This is a genomic window from Peribacillus sp. Hz7, assembly GCF_042136355.1.
In the GTDB taxonomy this organism is placed as follows: Bacteria; Bacillota; Bacilli; order Bacillales; family DSM-1321; genus Peribacillus; species Peribacillus asahii_A.
The window spans coordinates 165,318-180,996 of the sequence record NZ_JBHHJV010000004.1 but is presented as its reverse complement, the minus strand read 5'-3'; the positions used below and the strand labels follow the sequence as shown (position 1 = coordinate 180,996).

Here is a 15,679-nt window from a genome sequence, read left to right as displayed (position 1 = left end):
ATAGCCTTATAGACAAAAAGGGGAATTTTTATGAATTATACAAACGCATCAAAAATCTGGACGATGCCTTTCTTTGTGGCCCTAATAAACAATTTTTTTCTTTTTATTGTTTATTATTCTCTTATAACTATTTTACCTGTTTATGTAATAAGGGAGTTAAAAGGGTCAGAGGTACAGGCTGGTCTTATGATGACTATATTTATGCTATCAGCGATTTTTGTTCGTCCATTCTCTGGAAAGATTATTGATGTGCTAGGGAAGCGGAAAACACTAATTGTTGCTGAATTGTTTTTTGGTCTTTCTACTTTTTTATATTTATGGGTGGATGACCTGTATTTATTGTTGGCCTTACGCTTTTTTCATGGAATATGGTTTAGTATTGTAACGACTGTATTAATTGCCATTGCTAATGATATTGTGCCAGATAAACGAAAAGGGGAAGGCCTTGGTTATTTTGCTATGTCTATGAACCTAGCTGTCGTAGTAGGTCCATTTATTGCTTTAACGGCCGTTCAATTTTTTCCATATCAATCGTTATTTTTAGGCCTGGCTGTTGCTATAGTGATTGGCTTTCTAGGTTCGTTTAGTATAAAAATTTCAGAAAATCGACCAATCATTCTAGAACGCAAACCCTTATCTATTCATGATTTATTTGAAGTACGGGCTATTCCGATTGCCATTGTTGGGTGTTTAACTGCCTTTTCTTATTCAAGTATTATGTCTTTTATTTCTGTTTATGCAGAAGGTGAGGGTGTATTTGAATATGTAAGTTTATTCTTTGTTGTCTTTGCTTCAGCAATGATTCTTGTTCGTCCGTTCACCGGTCGACTCTATGATCGACGAGGACCAAACTATGTGATCTACCCTTCCTTCATTTTCTTTGCAATCGGCTTATTCGTATTAAGTAGTATGCATTCAGTAACAATGTTGCTTATAGCCGGAGCGCTGATAGGGATGGGCTATGGATCAATCGTACCTTGTTTTCAAACGCTGGCAATCCAATCTGCTGAGAAACATCGAAGCAGTCATGCTACATCGACCTTCTTCACATTGTTTGATTCTGGGATGGCTGCAGGTGCATTCGTGTTAGGGATTATTTCATCCTATCTTGGCTATTCGATGCTTTATATCATTTGTGGCATCATAGTCGTCATAACCATTCCAGTGTACAAACAACTGTCTAGTCGCAAATATAAGAATGAAAGAATAGTTGACTCACAAAGAGAAGGGGCATAATCTCGTTGAGTTTGCTTGCAAATTAGCTTTAAAGAGTAAAGTATTAAGCCTTTTGGAGAAGAGTTATATAGGCTGATATGTTAGGATGTTAATAAGGGAAACACATAATTTATCCATAAGAGATATAGATTTAGGAAATAAGGTTCTTTATGCCTTCGCTGCCAGGCGAGGGCTTTTTTTAACTCTGCAAATTTAAAGCGGGAATGAACGGAGGGAGTAACAATGGAACGCTATGAGCAAGAAGTCTGGCAAGAAGTAATCGCTTGGAAAAAGAAAATGTTTCATAAGCCGAGTACATTTGAACGCATTTCGAAAAAAACACAAGGAAAAATTAATCAATATATCCCCGAAAAAGTACATCGAGCTATAACGGAAAGTATCAAAGGACTTGTTGAAGGGGTGCTATCAGGCTCTTCTTATATTTCAAAAGAGAAACAGGTAGACCTGTTGTCTCTGCAACAAAAAGAAGAATGGGTGAAGGAGACGATTTCGACGTACCGGAAAACAGCGGTAGTAGAGGGGGCTGGAACGGGAGCTGGCGGTTTGTTCCTAGGCTTAGCCGATTTCCCTTTGCTGCTCAGTATTAAAATGAAATTATTATTTGAAATCGCTTGTTTATACGGTTTTGATGCGAAACAATATGAAGAACGGTTATTTATTTTATATGTATTTCAGCTTGCTTTTTGCAGCGATGAAAAAAGAGTCGAAACGCTGCAGGTTATTGAGCGATGGGGCGAAGCAACCGATATTGATTGGCAAGTGCTGCAGCAGGAATATCGGGATCATATTGATTTAGTGAAGATGTTTCAGCTCATTCCAGGAATCGGAGCGGTAGTAGGAGCATATGCGAATCGTCAACTCATTGACCAGTTAGGGGAAACGGCGATGAATTGCTATCGTATTCGATTGATTGCTCAAGAAAGGTAAAACGAAACTATCGTACAGGGTTCTACCGAATCGACATCTTACATGAGGAAAATCTGATAGCAACCATGGAGGCAGTGTCCTATCGGAAGGATCACTATTTTATTGAACTTGATGAACAAGTTCAAGTGTAGAATACGATATTATTTTTTGCTCTATTTAAAAAATAAGGTATTTATAGATTAGTCGTGTCCAATCTGTAAATACCTTTATTTAGATGGAAGTTTTACTTTATTCTTTATCTTTTGAAACCATGGAATACTTTGTAATGTACGGTGCGCCAGAAAAGAGGTGCCCAGTAGAAGTTGGTTTTGGTTTTTCGATATTATGTGCTTCTTTAAAGGACTGAGAACGTGTCCACTTATCGAAATCGCTTTCCTTTTCCCATACTGTTAAAATGACATACGTATCTGATTTAATAGGACGTAAAACTCGCATAGCCATAAAGCCTGGTTCTTTCTCAATTAAGCCTGCTCGGTTTTTAAACTGATATTCTAAGTTCGGCCGCCCTTCTTCGGTAACAGGAATATTATTCATGACAACAAAACCTCGGTCCTGTAATTCCCCTTTTCCTTCCACGACCTCATAGCGGCGCGGTGATGCAAAAACCGTTTTGCCGGATGTTTCATGCAATAGCAAAGTATTCTGAGGATTTTGCATTAAAAAGATTTTTTCATTTGGATGTTTGTTCTTTTTCATCTTTAAAAAATCATACGTTCCAGTTGTCATATATATATTCATACATTCACCTCAAGTCATTATTCTTTGCTATATATTATCAAGAAATTCCATAATAATGAAAGCATTTCAGGATGTTCACAAGTTGTCTATATTTATCTTTATGAAATGTCTAGCCTCAATGTGTTACGATTTGAAATTCTCTTTTCATCTGATATTCTATGTAGGTGACTATAAAAAATATAAATACTTTGACATGCTTGAAAGGTGGATTTGAATGTCTAAGGAAATTACGAATGATACATTTTTAAGAGCGGCACGCGGGGAAAAGACAGATCATGTACCGGTTTGGTATATGCGTCAAGCAGGTCGTTCGCAGCCTGAATATCGAAAAATAAAAGAGAAATACTCTCTATTTGAAATTACGCATCAGCCGGAACTAGCAGCTTATGTAACTAGATTACCAGTTGAACAGTATGGTGTAGATGCGGCGATTCTTTATAAAGATATTATGACACCGCTTCCAGCAATCGGTGTAGATGTAGATATAAAAGCGGGAATCGGCCCTGTCATTGAAAATCCGATTCGTTCACTGCAAGATGTAGAAAGATTAGGCGAATTGCATCCTGAGCAAGATGTTCCTTATGTTTTAGATACGATTAAACTATTAACAACGGAGCAGTTATCCGTTCCGTTAATCGGTTTCTCTGGTGCTCCTTTTACGATTGCTTCTTACATGATTGAAGGCGGCCCATCGAAAAACTACAATAAAACAAAAGCGTTTATGTATGCAGAACCTAAAGCTTGGTTCGCATTGATGGATAAATTAGCTGATACGATTATCGTATATGTGAAGGCTCAAATTCAAGCAGGCGCAAAAGCTGTGCAAATTTTTGACTCTTGGGTAGGGGCATTAAATGTAGCGGATTACCGCGTATTTATTAAACCTGTGATGGAGCGAATTTTCTCCTCTTTACGAGAAGAAAATGTCCCGTTAATTATGTTTGGAGTCGGTGCGAGTCATCTAGCACTAGAGTGGAACGATTTACCTCTTGATGTAGTCGGCTTAGATTGGCGTTTACCAATCTCGCAAGCAAGAAACATGGGGATAAACAAAACCGTACAAGGAAACCTAGATCCAGCTATTCTACTAGCTCCTTGGGAAGTCATTGAGGAGCGGGCAAAAGCAATCCTTGATGAAGGTATGGCACAAGACGGATACATCTTTAATCTTGGACACGGTGTGTTCCCTTCTGTGAATCCGGATGTTTTAAAACGATTAACGAATTTTATCCATGAATATTCTGCTAGTCAAAAATAAATAATGGAATGTAGATGAAGCTAAAGAGGTGACATGTGTGGCAAGGAAGAAAATGGGGCTTTTAGTTATGGCCTATGGAACACCGAATAAAGAAGAGGATATTGAAAGATATTATACACATATTAGACATGGCAGAAGACCATCGGATGAATTACTGGAAGATTTAAAAGGAAGATATAAAGCGATTGGCGGTTTGTCTCCGCTTGCACGTATTACAGAAGGGCAGGCAGAAGGGCTTGAAAAACGCTTAAATGAGATTCAAGAGGAGATTGAATTTAAAGCGTATTTAGGCTTGAAACATATCGAGCCGTTTGTTGAAGACGCAGTGAAACAAATGGCGGATGATGGAATTACAGAAGCCGTAAGTATTGTATTAGCACCGCATTTTTCAACGTTTAGTGTCAAATCTTATAATGGACGTGCTCAAGATGAAGCAGCAAAGTACGGTCTAAAAATTACTTCTGTTGAAAGCTGGTATGACGAGCCGAAATTTATTCAGTTTTGGGTGGATGAGCTAAACGATGTCATTAATCGCATGACAGCAGAAGAACGTGACAATTATGCATTAATTGTTTCTGCTCATAGCTTACCAGAAAAGATTATACAATTGGGAGACCCGTATCCAAAGCAGCTAGAAGAAACCGCTCAACTGATTGCTGACGGTGCAGGCGTTTCAAATTATGCAGTCGGCTGGCAAAGCGCTGGACAAACACCGGAACCTTGGCTTGGCCCGGATGTTCAAGATTTAACGAGAGATTTATATGAGGAAAAAGGATATAAAGCGTTTATCTATATCCCAGTTGGATTTGTATCGACGCATTTAGAAGTTCTCTATGATAATGATTATGAATGTAAAGTCGTAACGGATGAAATTGGGGCGAGCTATTATAGACCTGCTATGCCGGATGTACAGCCAGTGTTTATTGATGCTTTAGCAACCATTGTGTTAAATAAATTACAAGGATAAAAAAGGAATGACTGTCCAATATATTGTGGGATGGTCATTCTTTTTTTGAGGATAAAGTCTTTGATGTGTTTTTGTTGTCTGGTTTTAGCGTCTTGTGCTTTTTTAGGGTGTTGATGTTAGAGAAGATTGCAAACGATTTTTGGCTCATTTCGTGTGAGACCGCGGTCTCACACGCCTTTCAGCTCCGCTGAATTAAATGAGCCAAAAATCAGTAGTACTTTATCAAGTCTTTTGAAAAGTGCTTGCTATGAAAAATAAAATTTGTTACTATCATAAAGAACCGAATGACCAATTTTGAAAAATGGTCAGTGAGAGGTGAGATATGTCTATTGATCGTAAACAACTCATTTTAGAAGCGGCTACGAAGTCTTTTTCGTTGTTTGGATATAAGGCGACTACAATGGATCAAGTGGCGAAAATTGCGAATGTTGGAAAAGGGACGATTTATACTTTTTATGCGAATAAAGAGCAGTTATTTAAAGAGATTGTACTGCAGATGATTGAGGAAATGAAGCAGGAGGCGGACCAAGCCATCCAGCCTGAATTAAGCTTCAAAGAGAATTTACATCGAGCTGTATATCGCATTCTTGAATTTAGAAAAGAGCATCAATTATCGCTTAAATTAGTTCAAGAAGAAAAGGAAATGGGAACACCAGCTGTTCAAGAGATGCTCAATGAGGTGGAGCTTGCTATCGTTTCGTATTTGAAGGAAAAAATTTCGATAGCGATAGAGAAAGCGTATATACGCCCATGTGACCCTGAAATCACCGCTTTTTTAATGTTCAAGCTATATTTAGCGTTCATTTCTGATTGGGAACGAAATCATAAGCCTCTTGAAAAAAAAGAAATAGCTGAACTATTTGAGTTATATTTATTTACTGGATTGTCGATTGCTCCATGATAATCCATATTTTTTTGCAACATTATGACCGATTGAACAAAATGGTCAATCGTGTTTAGGAGGGAATACTTTGAAACCGAGTTTATTAAAACAGCAAGTAGTCGAACTGTTTAAAAATAAAAAAATGCTCGTCTCGATTATTGCTATTTTGTTTATTCCAATTTTATATAGCGGGACGTTTTTATGGGCCTTTTGGGATCCATACAGCCATTTAGAAGATTTACCTGTGGCGATTGTGAATAACGATAAAGGGGCTGAAATGGAAGGAGAAAAGTTACAGCTTGGAGATGAATTTGTTGATAAGTTAAAGGAAAGCAAAGATTTTGATTTTCAGTTTGTGAATCGAGAAACCGGTTATCGAAACTTAGAGAATCAAAAATATTACTTATTAGTCGAAATTCCCGAGAACTTTTCAGAAAATGCAACAACATTGATGGATGAAGATCCGCAAAAGTTACAGTTAAAGTACGTGCCGAATGAGAGCTTTAACTTTTTATCAGCTCAAATTGGCGAGACAGCGGTTGCTAAAATTCAAAAGGCGCTATCAGAAAAAGTAACAGAGACTTATGCCGAAACGATGTTTGATATTATGACGAAACTGGCCGATGGATATGAGTCTACAGACGAAGCAGCTGGAAAATTGAAAGATGGCATTATGGATCTTGATGAAGGAGCGAAAACACTAGAAGAGAAATTAACCTTATTAGCTGAAAAGCAGGTCGAGTTTACAGGCGGTACGAAAAAAGTACATGATGGGACTGTTGAGCTGCAAAAAGGAGCAGCAACACTTGCAGATGGTTTAGGTCAGTTAGCCAATGCTCAAAATCAGTTGATTGAAGGAGCTCAAAAAGCAGAAGAGGGAGCAGGAAGCCTTCAAGCTGGAATTGACCAAGCTCATACTGGCATAGGTACAGTTGAAGAGAAAATGAATGAAGTTGTATCAGGAACGGCTCAAATTCATCAGGGCAGCGAGCAATTGGAGGGTTCGTTACAAAAATTTCAAACAGGAGCGAACAGTGCGGCTCAAGGGGCAAAGGAATTAGAAGAGGGAGTTGCTGCACTGCAATCACAATTAGAGCCTGTTATGCCCGCGTTGCCTGAAGAACAACAGGCTGCCTTGAAGCAAGCACTAGCACAGTTGTCAGCAGGAGCAACAAAACTTGGAGAAGGCAATGAAACATTAGCAAGCTCTGCAGGCCAAATAGAGTCGGGAGCATCCACGTTATCTGAGAAAATCGCAACACTAAATAACGGACAAAAAGCACTTCAAACAGGGATTTCTGAACTGAGCGACGGGACAGAGCAGTTGAAAAACGGTGCCGCTCAATTAACAGAAGGGCAAACTCAATTACGGGTGGGCTTAGTGACGTTTGGTGAGAAGCTGTCTGAAGCATCGGCCGGCAGTCAAAATCTTGCTAAAGGTTCGACAACACTTGTTGATGGGGTCAATCAGTTACAAACAGGTTCAACAGCATTAGCAGATGGGTCTAGTCAACTAGTAGAAGGCTCTAGTCAAATCGTGAATGGAACTAATAAGTTAGCAGAAGGTTCTACAGAATTTAAAGATGAAATCAATGAAGCAGCAACAGAGGCATCCGAGATTCAGGCAAACGACAAAACGTATAATATGGTCGCAGAGCCAGTAACCGTTGAAAAAGAAAGCATAAATAAAGTTCCAAACTACGGAACAGGTATTGCTCCTTATTTCTTATCGTTAGGATTGTTTGTTGGAGCGCTAATACTTTCTATTGTATTTCCGTATAAAGATCCGGTTGATATTCCGCGCAGCGGGTTTAGCTGGTTTACTAGTAAACTAGGTGTTATCACGGTTATTGGAACAATCCAAGCTTTAATCGCTTCAGGAGTCACATTATGGGTATTAGATATGGATGTTCAAAGTGTACCATTATTTATTCTATATTCTATTTTAACAAGCTTAGTCTTTATTACATTGGTTCAATTATTAGTGACAACATTAGGAGACCCAGGCCGTTTTATAGCGATTCTTATCTTAATTTTACAATTAACAACAAGTGCGGGAACATTCCCAATTGAATTAGTTCCGCAGCCACTACAAGATTTCAATGGCTTGCTGCCAATGGCATATACCGTTCGAGGCTATAAAGAAGTCATTTCTAGTGGGAACTTTAGTTTAATGTGGCAAAATGGATATGTGCTTATCGGCTTTATGATAAGCTTTATGGTGTTGACATTGTTGTATTTTGTGATTAGCCATAAAAAGAAATATTCCGGTGTGAATGAATTAGCAGAAGAATAAGAAGAGCGGAACTAGCTCGTTTAGATTAGATAGAAAATAATAAGAGTCACCAAAAGATTGTTTGTTGTCTTTTGGTGACTCTTATTTTGTTATAGAACAATGTCGATGTTTGGCTCTTGCTCGTGTGAGACCCGATCCTTATACACCTTGTAGTAAAGCCAATAAATAAAAAAAACGATTCCCATTAAAAAGAACCGTCTTACAATTTGGGGATAGGGCCAGTGGTGAACTAGCCCTTATATAGAAGCATCTACTTTAAAAAAGTGGATGATGGAACCAATTTTAAAAAAGTTATTTTGTAGACAAGCAATGGTCACATTTGTTTCCGTAACATTCATGTTGTTCTTCGATTTTTTTTCCACATTCTACGCATTGCTTCGGTGGTAGGTTTTTGAAGAATTCAACGCTACTTTTAATCATGAAATCCATCCTCCTGTTCAACTTATCGGTTATCTGTGACTCAATTGTATTATAACAGTTTTATTATGTCAATACATGTTTTATAACATTCTTGAAAAGATGCAAAACGTAAGCAAATAGTTTATATTTGTGGTAGGCTTCGTTGCTCAATATTTTTTCATAAAATAATGGGTAGCTCATTGCGTCTGAAGCCGCAGTTTCAGCTCAAATCATCAACAGTCAAAAGTACCTCCATTGATAGAAGTTTCACTTTATTGTCCATTCGATATGGACTAAATGCAGAAGCGATAAAAGGAGTGACAATAAGAATGAAGATTACCGTTATTGGTTTTTGGGGTGGATACCCAGCGAAAAATGAAGCAAGTTCAGGATACTTATTGGAATATGAGGATTATCGCGTATTGCTTGATTGTGGCAGCGGTGTGTTAGCTCAATTGCAAAACCATTTGAAACCAGAAGAATTAGATGCGGTTGTGTTAAGTCATTATCACCCAGATCATGTTGCGGATATTGGGGTATTACAGCATGCTCTTTTAATTCAACAAATGCTGGGGAGTAAGCAGAAAACACTTCCAATCTATGGACATTCTTTAGATCAGATTGAATTTAATAAACTTTCATATAAAAACATTACAAAGGGAATCGCTTATTCAACTGAAAAGCCCGTACAAATCGGCCCCTTTACGTTTCAATTTATGAAAACGAATCACCCGGCTCCATGCTTTGCAATGAGAATTGAAGCAGGAGGAGATACGCTCGTATATACGGGAGACACTACATATATGGATGAATTGGCGGAATTTGCGAGCGAGGCTAACGTATTGTTGTGCGAGAGTAACTTTTACAGCGATACAAATACAGACGCTTCGAAAGCAGGGCATATGACAGCGCGAGAAGCAGGAATGATTGCGGAGAAGGCGAATGTACAGCTCTTAATTTTAACTCATTTACCGCATTACGGAGATCACCAGCAGTTAAAGAAAGAAGCCGGTGAAGTATTTATGCGTGAAATTGCACTGGCGAAAAGCTGCTTAGAGTTTCAGCTTTGACGAATGAACACAAGGAGGAGCAAGGATGCTTTTTATTGATAACAAAGGAATTACCGACCCAAGAATTAACTTGGCAATTGAGGAATACGCGTTAAAACATTTAGATATTAATGAATCGTACTTATTATTTTATATTAATAAAAATGCAATTATTATCGGGAAAAATCAAAATACGGTTGAAGAGATTAATCAGGACTATGTAGATGAGCAGGGCATTACGGTTGTTCGTCGTCTTTCCGGTGGTGGAGCTGTTTATCACGATTTAGGCAACTTGAATTTTAGCTTTATTACGAAAGATGATGGAGATAGCTTTCATAATTTTAAAAAATTCACTGAACCTGTTGTGAAAGCGCTTGGGAAGCTGGGCGTTCAAGCCGAGCTAAGCGGGCGTAACGATATTATGGCGGAAGGGAAGAAGATTTCCGGCAATGCGATGTTTGCGACAAGAGGACGGATGTTCAGTCACGGTACGTTATTGTTTAACTCTGAAATGGAGCATATCGTATCGGCATTGAAGGTAAAGAAAGATAAAATCGAATCCAAAGGCATTAAGTCTATTAGAAGCCGTGTCGGTAATATTGCAGACTTCTTAAAAGAACCAATGACAATTGAAGAATTTCGCAGCTTCTTATTAAAAAATATTTTTGAAGGAACTGAGGAAATTCCAGAATACGTGTTAACGGAAGAGGATTGGAAGGAGATTCATAAAATCTCGGAAAAACGATATCAGCAATGGGATTGGAATTATGGTCGATCTCCAAAGTTTAATTTACAACATTCTCATCGTTTTCCAGTTGGTTCGATTGATATAAGACTAGAAGTGAATAAAGGGATAATTGAAAACTGTAAAATTTATGGTGATTTCTTTGGTGTAGGAGAAGTAACAGACATTGAACAAAAATTAACGAGCGTTCGTTATGAAAAACAAGCGATTGATGCGGTATTAGAAGAGGTTGATGTACAACATTATTTTGGCAATGTAACAAAAGAAGATATATTGAAATTGATTTTTTAATTGGAAAATCCGTTCTAGCTTAGTTAGGGCGGATTTTTGTGTGTAGAGGTTCTGTTAAATAACGTTGAAGATTTTCGAGCCGTTCTAGATGACAATTTAACAAGTACATTCCTATGCATTAAAGCTGTCGTTCCAAACATGATGGAAAACCAATCAGGTCGTATCATTAACTTATCTTCTGTTTCAGGAAAGCGAGCTCTTCCATATCGAGTAGGATATTGTGCGGCTAAAATGGGAGTTATAGGTTTAACAAGAACACTAGCAGCCGAACTAGGTGAACATAACATTACCGTTAACGCAATTTGTCCTGGATTTGTCGAGGGTGATCGAATTGATAGTGTTATTTCAAACCAAGGAAAAGTAAGAGGAATTGATAAAGAGAAAGTGGAACGTGAACTAAAAAGTTCATCTCCATTAAAACGTTTTGTCAAACCAGAAGAAATTGCCAAGACGGCCGTATTTTTATCGACCGACGCGGCAATTGGAATCACTGGAGAAGATGTAAATGTGAGTTCTGGCGTAGTTATGTATTAAACAATTAATGATGTTGGTATTACCTCACATTTCGGACCCTAAAGAAAAATTTCTGATGCATTTTTAAGCCTTGATATAACGGGCTTTTCAATGAATGATAGACATTGGATAATCCATCTAAACGGAAGAGATTCATAGATACCAAGAGATTAAAATACATTGAAATTGAAATTTTCAAGGGAGTGCGAAATGTGAGATTGAGTTATTTATTTTTCATTCAATTTGAATACGTATGCAAATTACTCACTCTAAATAAAAATTATTGTACATACTGATTTCGTCCAGAGGCCGTAGCGAATGTCATAACTACTACAGAAACAATGATTAGGGTGATGAGTGGAACAGTCCACACATGAGTGACATCATACAAATATCCAATAAACATAGGACCTACAGCCGCAAGCAGGTAGCCTGTTGATTGTACCATCGCAGATAACTCTGCAGCCTGACTTGTATTCCGAGTACGAAGCCCTATGTAGCTTAGAGCCAATGGGAAGCACCCGCCTAATGCAATGCCAATTAAAATAATACTTGCTATTAAAACGGGATATGATGAACCTAGCAGTAATCCTCCATAGCCAACAATCGGGAACATACCTAATATGAAGGCAAGCCATACTTGAGAACGGAAACGTGCTGCCAGAACAGGGACGAAGAAACTAGCAGGCAATCCCATTAGTTGAGTAAACGAAAGTAACCAGCCGGCTGTCTCTATAGTTATTCCATGACTATGTAATATTTCAGGTAACCAAGCAACTGTTACATAAAATAAAAAGGATTGAAACCCCATAAAAATAGCTATTTGCCAGGCAAGCGGCGAACGCCAAATTCGATTAGAGTTAGAACGGACATTCCTCACTGCTTGATGATTTTTACGATTAAACTTGAGCAGAAAAAACCAAATCAGGATAGCGACCAATGCTGGTATCCCCCATACGATTAAGGCTCCTTGCCATCCTAAATTCAACCCAGTGGCTAAAGGAACACTCACCCCCGATGCTAACGATGCAATCAATCCCATTGAAGTGGAATAAACACTTGTCATTAGACCGAATTTTGTTGGAAATTTATCCTTTACAACCACTGGCAAAAGAACATTTCCAATGGCAATGCCCATACCGACAAATAGAGTCCCGATAAAGAGAAAAAACGCCATTGGAATGAATCGAATACATATACCGATTAAAAGAAAAAGCAAACCTAATAGTAAGGTCCTTTCATTGCTTAAACGAGCAGCTATTTTGGGAATGATGGGTGACATCACGGCAAAAACAATTAATGGCAAGCTCATTAATAAGCCTGCACTCCAATGAGCTAACCCAATATCTTCCTGAATCATCCCAACTAATGGTCCTAATGATGTAATAGCTGGCCGCAAATTAAATGCTACTAGCACAATACCAGCAATGAGCAAGAAAGTATAAAAGGAGTTCGTATTAGCATGTTCCTCTTGTACCTTTTGTAATTCCATTAAAATAATCTCCTCCTAGATGAACAAACTTCCTACAATATATTACAGTAATTTAAGGTAGAGATAAAATGAATTTCGCATCTGCTTCATCGATTGGTGGAATTTAGAAAAAAAGAAACGCAGGTAAGCAGAAGGTCTGTGAGATTTGGCCAATAATACTAGTATGTAAAGCGAACTTAACTTTAGTGATAAAACTCATTTGACTTTTCTTGTATAAAAAACATTGCTGGAATTAAATTCATTTATTATAATGAAATTGTAATTAATTTACAGATTTGGTGAATGATTGTTCATTCATTGTGTCTAAATGGAGGGAGAAGAATGAATTTATCTGAACAGCTTCATAAAACCGCCATAGAAAATGCACAAAAACCTGCTTATTATTTTTTAGACCAATCTACTTCGTACGGTGAATTAGATGCTGCGGTGACCAAATTCGCAGATGGTTTACATAAGCTAGGTGTTTCAAAGGGTGATCATGTTGCTATGCTTTTAGGGAATTCTCCACATTTTATTATTGGGATGTACGGTGCATTGCGAGCAGGTGCAACAGTTATTCCAATCAATCCAATTTATACTCCAGATGAAATTAGTTACATTGTCAATAATGGGGATGTGAAGGCAGTCATTGCCCTCGATCTTCTTATTCCGATGCTAGAGAAAATCGATCCGCTCCTAACAACTGTTGAGCAATATATTATTTGTGAAACAGATTCAAGCAACGAACAGTCAAGTAACAGTCCAGTTTCTATTTATTCAAAAATGAAATCGTTTGCAGAGGTTATTGCTTCTGGGGATTTGCAATTTCAGGGCCCTGTGCCAGATGAAGAGGAGACAGCTCTTATCTTGTATACGTCAGGAACGACAGGAAAGCCGAAAGGGGCGATGCTGACACATCGGAACCTTTATTCCAACGCGCGAGATGTTGCAGACTATTTAAAAATAGGTGCCAACGACCGTGTCATTACAACGCTGCCGATGTTTCATGTTTTTAGTTTAACCGTCACTTTAAATGCACCGCTGATAAGTGGAGGAACGCTGTTGATTGTACCTCAGTTTAGTCCAAAGGAAATTTTTAGACTAAGTCAGGAATATGAAGCAACCGTTTTTGCCGGTGTACCAACTATGTATAATTTCTTGTATCAGTACCCGGAAGGAACGGCCGCTCATGTACAGTCTGTTAAACGTTGGATTTCAGGTGGCTCTCCTATGCCGGTGGCTCTTTTAACATCATTCGAACGGAAGTTTCATGTTACGGTTTCAGAAGGATATGGGTTATCTGAGGCGTCACCAGTAACATGCTTCAACCCATTAGATCGCCCGGCTAAACCAGGCTCTATTGGCACATCGATTCTGAATGTTGAAAACAAAATTGTTAATGCACTTGGAGAAGAAGTACCAGTGGGTCAAGTCGGGGAATTGATTGTCCGCGGTCCAAATGTGATGAAAGGCTATTATAAAATGCCAGAGGAATCAAACGCTGTATTGAAAGATGGCTGGCTATATACCGGTGATTTAGCGCGCATGGATGAGGACGGCTATTTTTATATTGTCGATCGTAAGAAAGAACTCATTATTGTTGGGGGATACAATGTGTATCCGCGTGAAGTAGAGGAAGTGTTATTCGCTCACTCGGATGTTATAGAAGCGGCTGCCATTGGCGTGCCTAATTCTAATCAAGGTGAAGTGGTTCATTGTTTTGTAGTGAAAAAAGATCCAGCTTTAACAGAGGAAGAATTAAAAGCTTACTGTGCTAAGCATTTAGCGAAATACAAAGTTCCAGCTTGTATTACATTTATAGAGGAGCTTCCCAAAAATACAACAGGCAAGATTTTACGGCGTGCATTAAAGACTAAAATGACACAATAATCATATAGCTGCCTTTCCTTTAGAGATTATCGCGATTTTCTTCGCTATAGTCTCTTTTGTACAAACATTTTTATGTGTGAAATCATAAACTAATGTAAAAAATTAGGGACTTGATTTCTTGGATAATCCGCGATAAGATAGTAAAAATTTAGTAGTAGGAGGTAGATTAGATGAGAGAAGTTACTTTATTGCAACTTTACGAACATCCTATTACACAAAAGTATTTGAACCGTTCTGGAATGGCACATGCTATTGCTGTTGCCTACCACGCTTTCCATTTAGCAAAGGAGCATAATGTGGATCCGGACATCGCTGCGAAAGCTGGGTTTCTTCATGATATGGGTCACTTTACTTGGTACCGTAATGGAAATTGGGATTATGACCTATATCGTCAAAATGATATTCACCCGATTAAAGGAGCCGAAAGAGCGCACAAGCTTCTTATTCGACTTGGTGAAAATCCTATTAAAGCAAAAACGATTTCCCTTGCTATTTTATTTCACACCGATTCATTTTTACCTTCCAATGATATTATGCGTACCCCATTACAACAGATTGTAAAATGGGCTGATGAGAAAGACGAAGAAGAAGGCGGCAAACATCATTATCGTACAATCGATTCACTTCGAGCAAAAGATATGATTATCCGCTTAGACCAATTGATTGATAAAGAAGCAAACAATAAGTTATCATCCTAGGCGAATAGGATGGTAGCTTATTTTTTATGTACAGGCTTTATTATATGACGCTGTTGGTTTTTTGCTCCTGCTTGTCACACGTCTTTTAGTTTATCCAAAAATGAATGCGGCGAATCGTCCAGAGTTAATGGTCCTGTTACATCCATTTACGAAACATGATGATAAACTGAATAGAATGTTTATCCATCTTCTTGAGAGGTTAAAGGTTCTAACTTGTCTAATTTTGCTTACAATATAGTAAATATATTGTTTTTTACGTGGAAAGTATAAGGGCAACTGGGCGTCTAGCTAGAAGGCAGTTAGAGGTAGTTTTCAACT

14 protein-coding genes are annotated in these 15,679 nt (G+C 38.2%); 11 read left to right on the top strand and 3 right to left on the bottom strand.

Features of this window, described 5'->3' with window-relative positions:
- Positions 1 to 30 precede the first annotated feature (30 nt).
- Both ACE199_RS08395 and ACE199_RS08390 read left to right on the top strand, forming a co-directional pair.
- On the top strand, positions 31 to 1,236 hold the full coding sequence (locus ACE199_RS08395) for an MFS transporter (protein ID WP_375349350.1): 1,206 nt from the start codon (positions 31 to 33) through the stop codon (positions 1,234 to 1,236).
- Positions 1,237 to 1,458: 222 nt separating this feature from the next.
- A complete protein-coding gene (locus ACE199_RS08390) occupies positions 1,459 to 2,163 on the top strand; it encodes an EcsC family protein (RefSeq protein WP_375349349.1) in 705 nt (234 codons plus the stop codon).
- A 228-nt stretch (positions 2,164 to 2,391) separates the two neighbouring features.
- Here ACE199_RS08390 and ACE199_RS08385 read toward each other — a convergent pair whose 3' ends face one another.
- Positions 2,392 to 2,901, bottom strand: a complete 510-nt coding sequence (locus ACE199_RS08385; protein WP_375349348.1) for an antibiotic biosynthesis monooxygenase family protein — start codon at positions 2,899 to 2,901, stop codon at positions 2,392 to 2,394.
- 214 nt (positions 2,902 to 3,115) lie between these two features.
- On the opposite strand from ACE199_RS08385, the gene hemE reads away from it, so the two are divergent.
- From hemE to ACE199_RS08365, 4 genes are all read left to right on the top strand, one after another.
- Positions 3,116 to 4,159, top strand: coding sequence for a uroporphyrinogen decarboxylase (gene hemE / locus ACE199_RS08380; protein ID WP_375349346.1), 1,044 nt, complete (start codon positions 3,116 to 3,118; stop codon positions 4,157 to 4,159).
- A 37-nt stretch (positions 4,160 to 4,196) separates the two neighbouring features.
- On the top strand, positions 4,197 to 5,126 hold the full coding sequence (gene hemH, locus ACE199_RS08375) for a ferrochelatase (protein WP_375349345.1): 930 nt from the start codon (positions 4,197 to 4,199) through the stop codon (positions 5,124 to 5,126).
- 322 nt (positions 5,127 to 5,448) lie between these two features.
- Positions 5,449 to 6,027 carry a TetR/AcrR family transcriptional regulator gene (locus ACE199_RS08370; RefSeq protein ID WP_127759273.1) on the top strand — a complete coding sequence of 193 codons (579 nt, stop codon included), beginning with the start codon at positions 5,449 to 5,451 and terminating at the stop codon, positions 6,025 to 6,027.
- Between the two features lie 70 nt (positions 6,028 to 6,097).
- The gene (locus ACE199_RS08365; RefSeq protein ID WP_375349344.1) at positions 6,098 to 8,305 is read left to right on the top strand and encodes a YhgE/Pip family protein; all 2,208 of its coding nucleotides are present in this window, start codon (positions 6,098 to 6,100) and stop codon (positions 8,303 to 8,305) included.
- Between the two features lie 291 nt (positions 8,306 to 8,596).
- On the opposite strand, the gene yhfH is transcribed toward ACE199_RS08365, so the two are convergent.
- A complete protein-coding gene (gene yhfH / locus ACE199_RS08360) occupies positions 8,597 to 8,725 on the bottom strand; it encodes a protein YhfH (RefSeq protein WP_127759275.1) in 129 nt (42 codons plus the stop codon).
- 308 nt (positions 8,726 to 9,033) lie between these two features.
- Here yhfH and ACE199_RS08355 point away from each other — a divergent pair, with 308 nt between their 5' ends.
- The 3 genes from ACE199_RS08355 to ACE199_RS08345 are packed head-to-tail and all read left to right on the top strand — an operon-like array spanning position 9,034 to position 11,323.
- On the top strand, positions 9,034 to 9,774 hold the full coding sequence (locus tag ACE199_RS08355; RefSeq protein WP_375349343.1) for an MBL fold metallo-hydrolase: 741 nt from the start codon (positions 9,034 to 9,036) through the stop codon (positions 9,772 to 9,774).
- A 25-nt stretch (positions 9,775 to 9,799) separates the two neighbouring features.
- Complete coding sequence (gene lplA / locus ACE199_RS08350; protein ID WP_375349342.1) at positions 9,800 to 10,789, top strand: lipoate--protein ligase; 990 nt, start codon at positions 9,800 to 9,802, stop codon at positions 10,787 to 10,789.
- Positions 10,790 to 10,825: 36 nt separating this feature from the next.
- The gene (locus ACE199_RS08345) at positions 10,826 to 11,323 is read left to right on the top strand and encodes an SDR family NAD(P)-dependent oxidoreductase (protein ID WP_375349341.1); all 498 of its coding nucleotides are present in this window, start codon (positions 10,826 to 10,828) and stop codon (positions 11,321 to 11,323) included.
- Positions 11,324 to 11,582: 259 nt separating this feature from the next.
- On the opposite strand, the gene ACE199_RS08340 is transcribed toward ACE199_RS08345, so the two are convergent.
- The gene (locus ACE199_RS08340) at positions 11,583 to 12,794 is read right to left on the bottom strand and encodes a CynX/NimT family MFS transporter (RefSeq protein WP_375349340.1); all 1,212 of its coding nucleotides are present in this window, start codon (positions 12,792 to 12,794) and stop codon (positions 11,583 to 11,585) included.
- A 321-nt stretch (positions 12,795 to 13,115) separates the two neighbouring features.
- On the opposite strand from ACE199_RS08340, the gene ACE199_RS08335 reads away from it, so the two are divergent.
- Entirely contained in the window at positions 13,116 to 14,663 is a 1,548-nt protein-coding gene (locus ACE199_RS08335; protein WP_375349339.1) for a fatty acid--CoA ligase family protein, read from the top strand.
- 170 nt (positions 14,664 to 14,833) lie between these two features.
- Entirely contained in the window at positions 14,834 to 15,361 is a 528-nt protein-coding gene (locus tag ACE199_RS08330; protein ID WP_127759281.1) for an HD domain-containing protein, read from the top strand.
- Positions 15,362 to 15,679: the final 318 nt, after the last annotated feature.

Excerpts from the sequence above, each read along its gene's own strand:
- ACE199_RS08340 (WP_375349340.1), bottom strand. The coding sequence starts at position 12,794 with ATGGAATTACAAAAGGTACAAGAGGAACATGCTAATACGAACTCCTTT.
- ACE199_RS08395 (WP_375349350.1), top strand. The coding sequence starts at position 31 with ATGAATTATACAAACGCATCAAAAATCTGGACGATGCCTTTCTTTGTG.
- ACE199_RS08355 (WP_375349343.1), top strand. The coding sequence starts at position 9,034 with ATGAAGATTACCGTTATTGGTTTTTGGGGTGGATACCCAGCGAAAAAT.
- yhfH (WP_127759275.1), bottom strand. The coding sequence starts at position 8,725 with ATGATTAAAAGTAGCGTTGAATTCTTCAAAAACCTACCACCGAAGCAA.
- ACE199_RS08390 (WP_375349349.1), top strand. The coding sequence starts at position 1,459 with ATGGAACGCTATGAGCAAGAAGTCTGGCAAGAAGTAATCGCTTGGAAA.
- ACE199_RS08370 (WP_127759273.1), top strand. The coding sequence starts at position 5,449 with ATGTCTATTGATCGTAAACAACTCATTTTAGAAGCGGCTACGAAGTCT.
- ACE199_RS08335 (WP_375349339.1), top strand. The coding sequence starts at position 13,116 with ATGAATTTATCTGAACAGCTTCATAAAACCGCCATAGAAAATGCACAA.
- ACE199_RS08385 (WP_375349348.1), bottom strand. The coding sequence starts at position 2,901 with ATGAATATATATATGACAACTGGAACGTATGATTTTTTAAAGATGAAA.
- lplA (WP_375349342.1), top strand. The coding sequence starts at position 9,800 with ATGCTTTTTATTGATAACAAAGGAATTACCGACCCAAGAATTAACTTG.
- ACE199_RS08330 (WP_127759281.1), top strand. The coding sequence starts at position 14,834 with ATGAGAGAAGTTACTTTATTGCAACTTTACGAACATCCTATTACACAA.
- hemE (WP_375349346.1), top strand. The coding sequence starts at position 3,116 with ATGTCTAAGGAAATTACGAATGATACATTTTTAAGAGCGGCACGCGGG.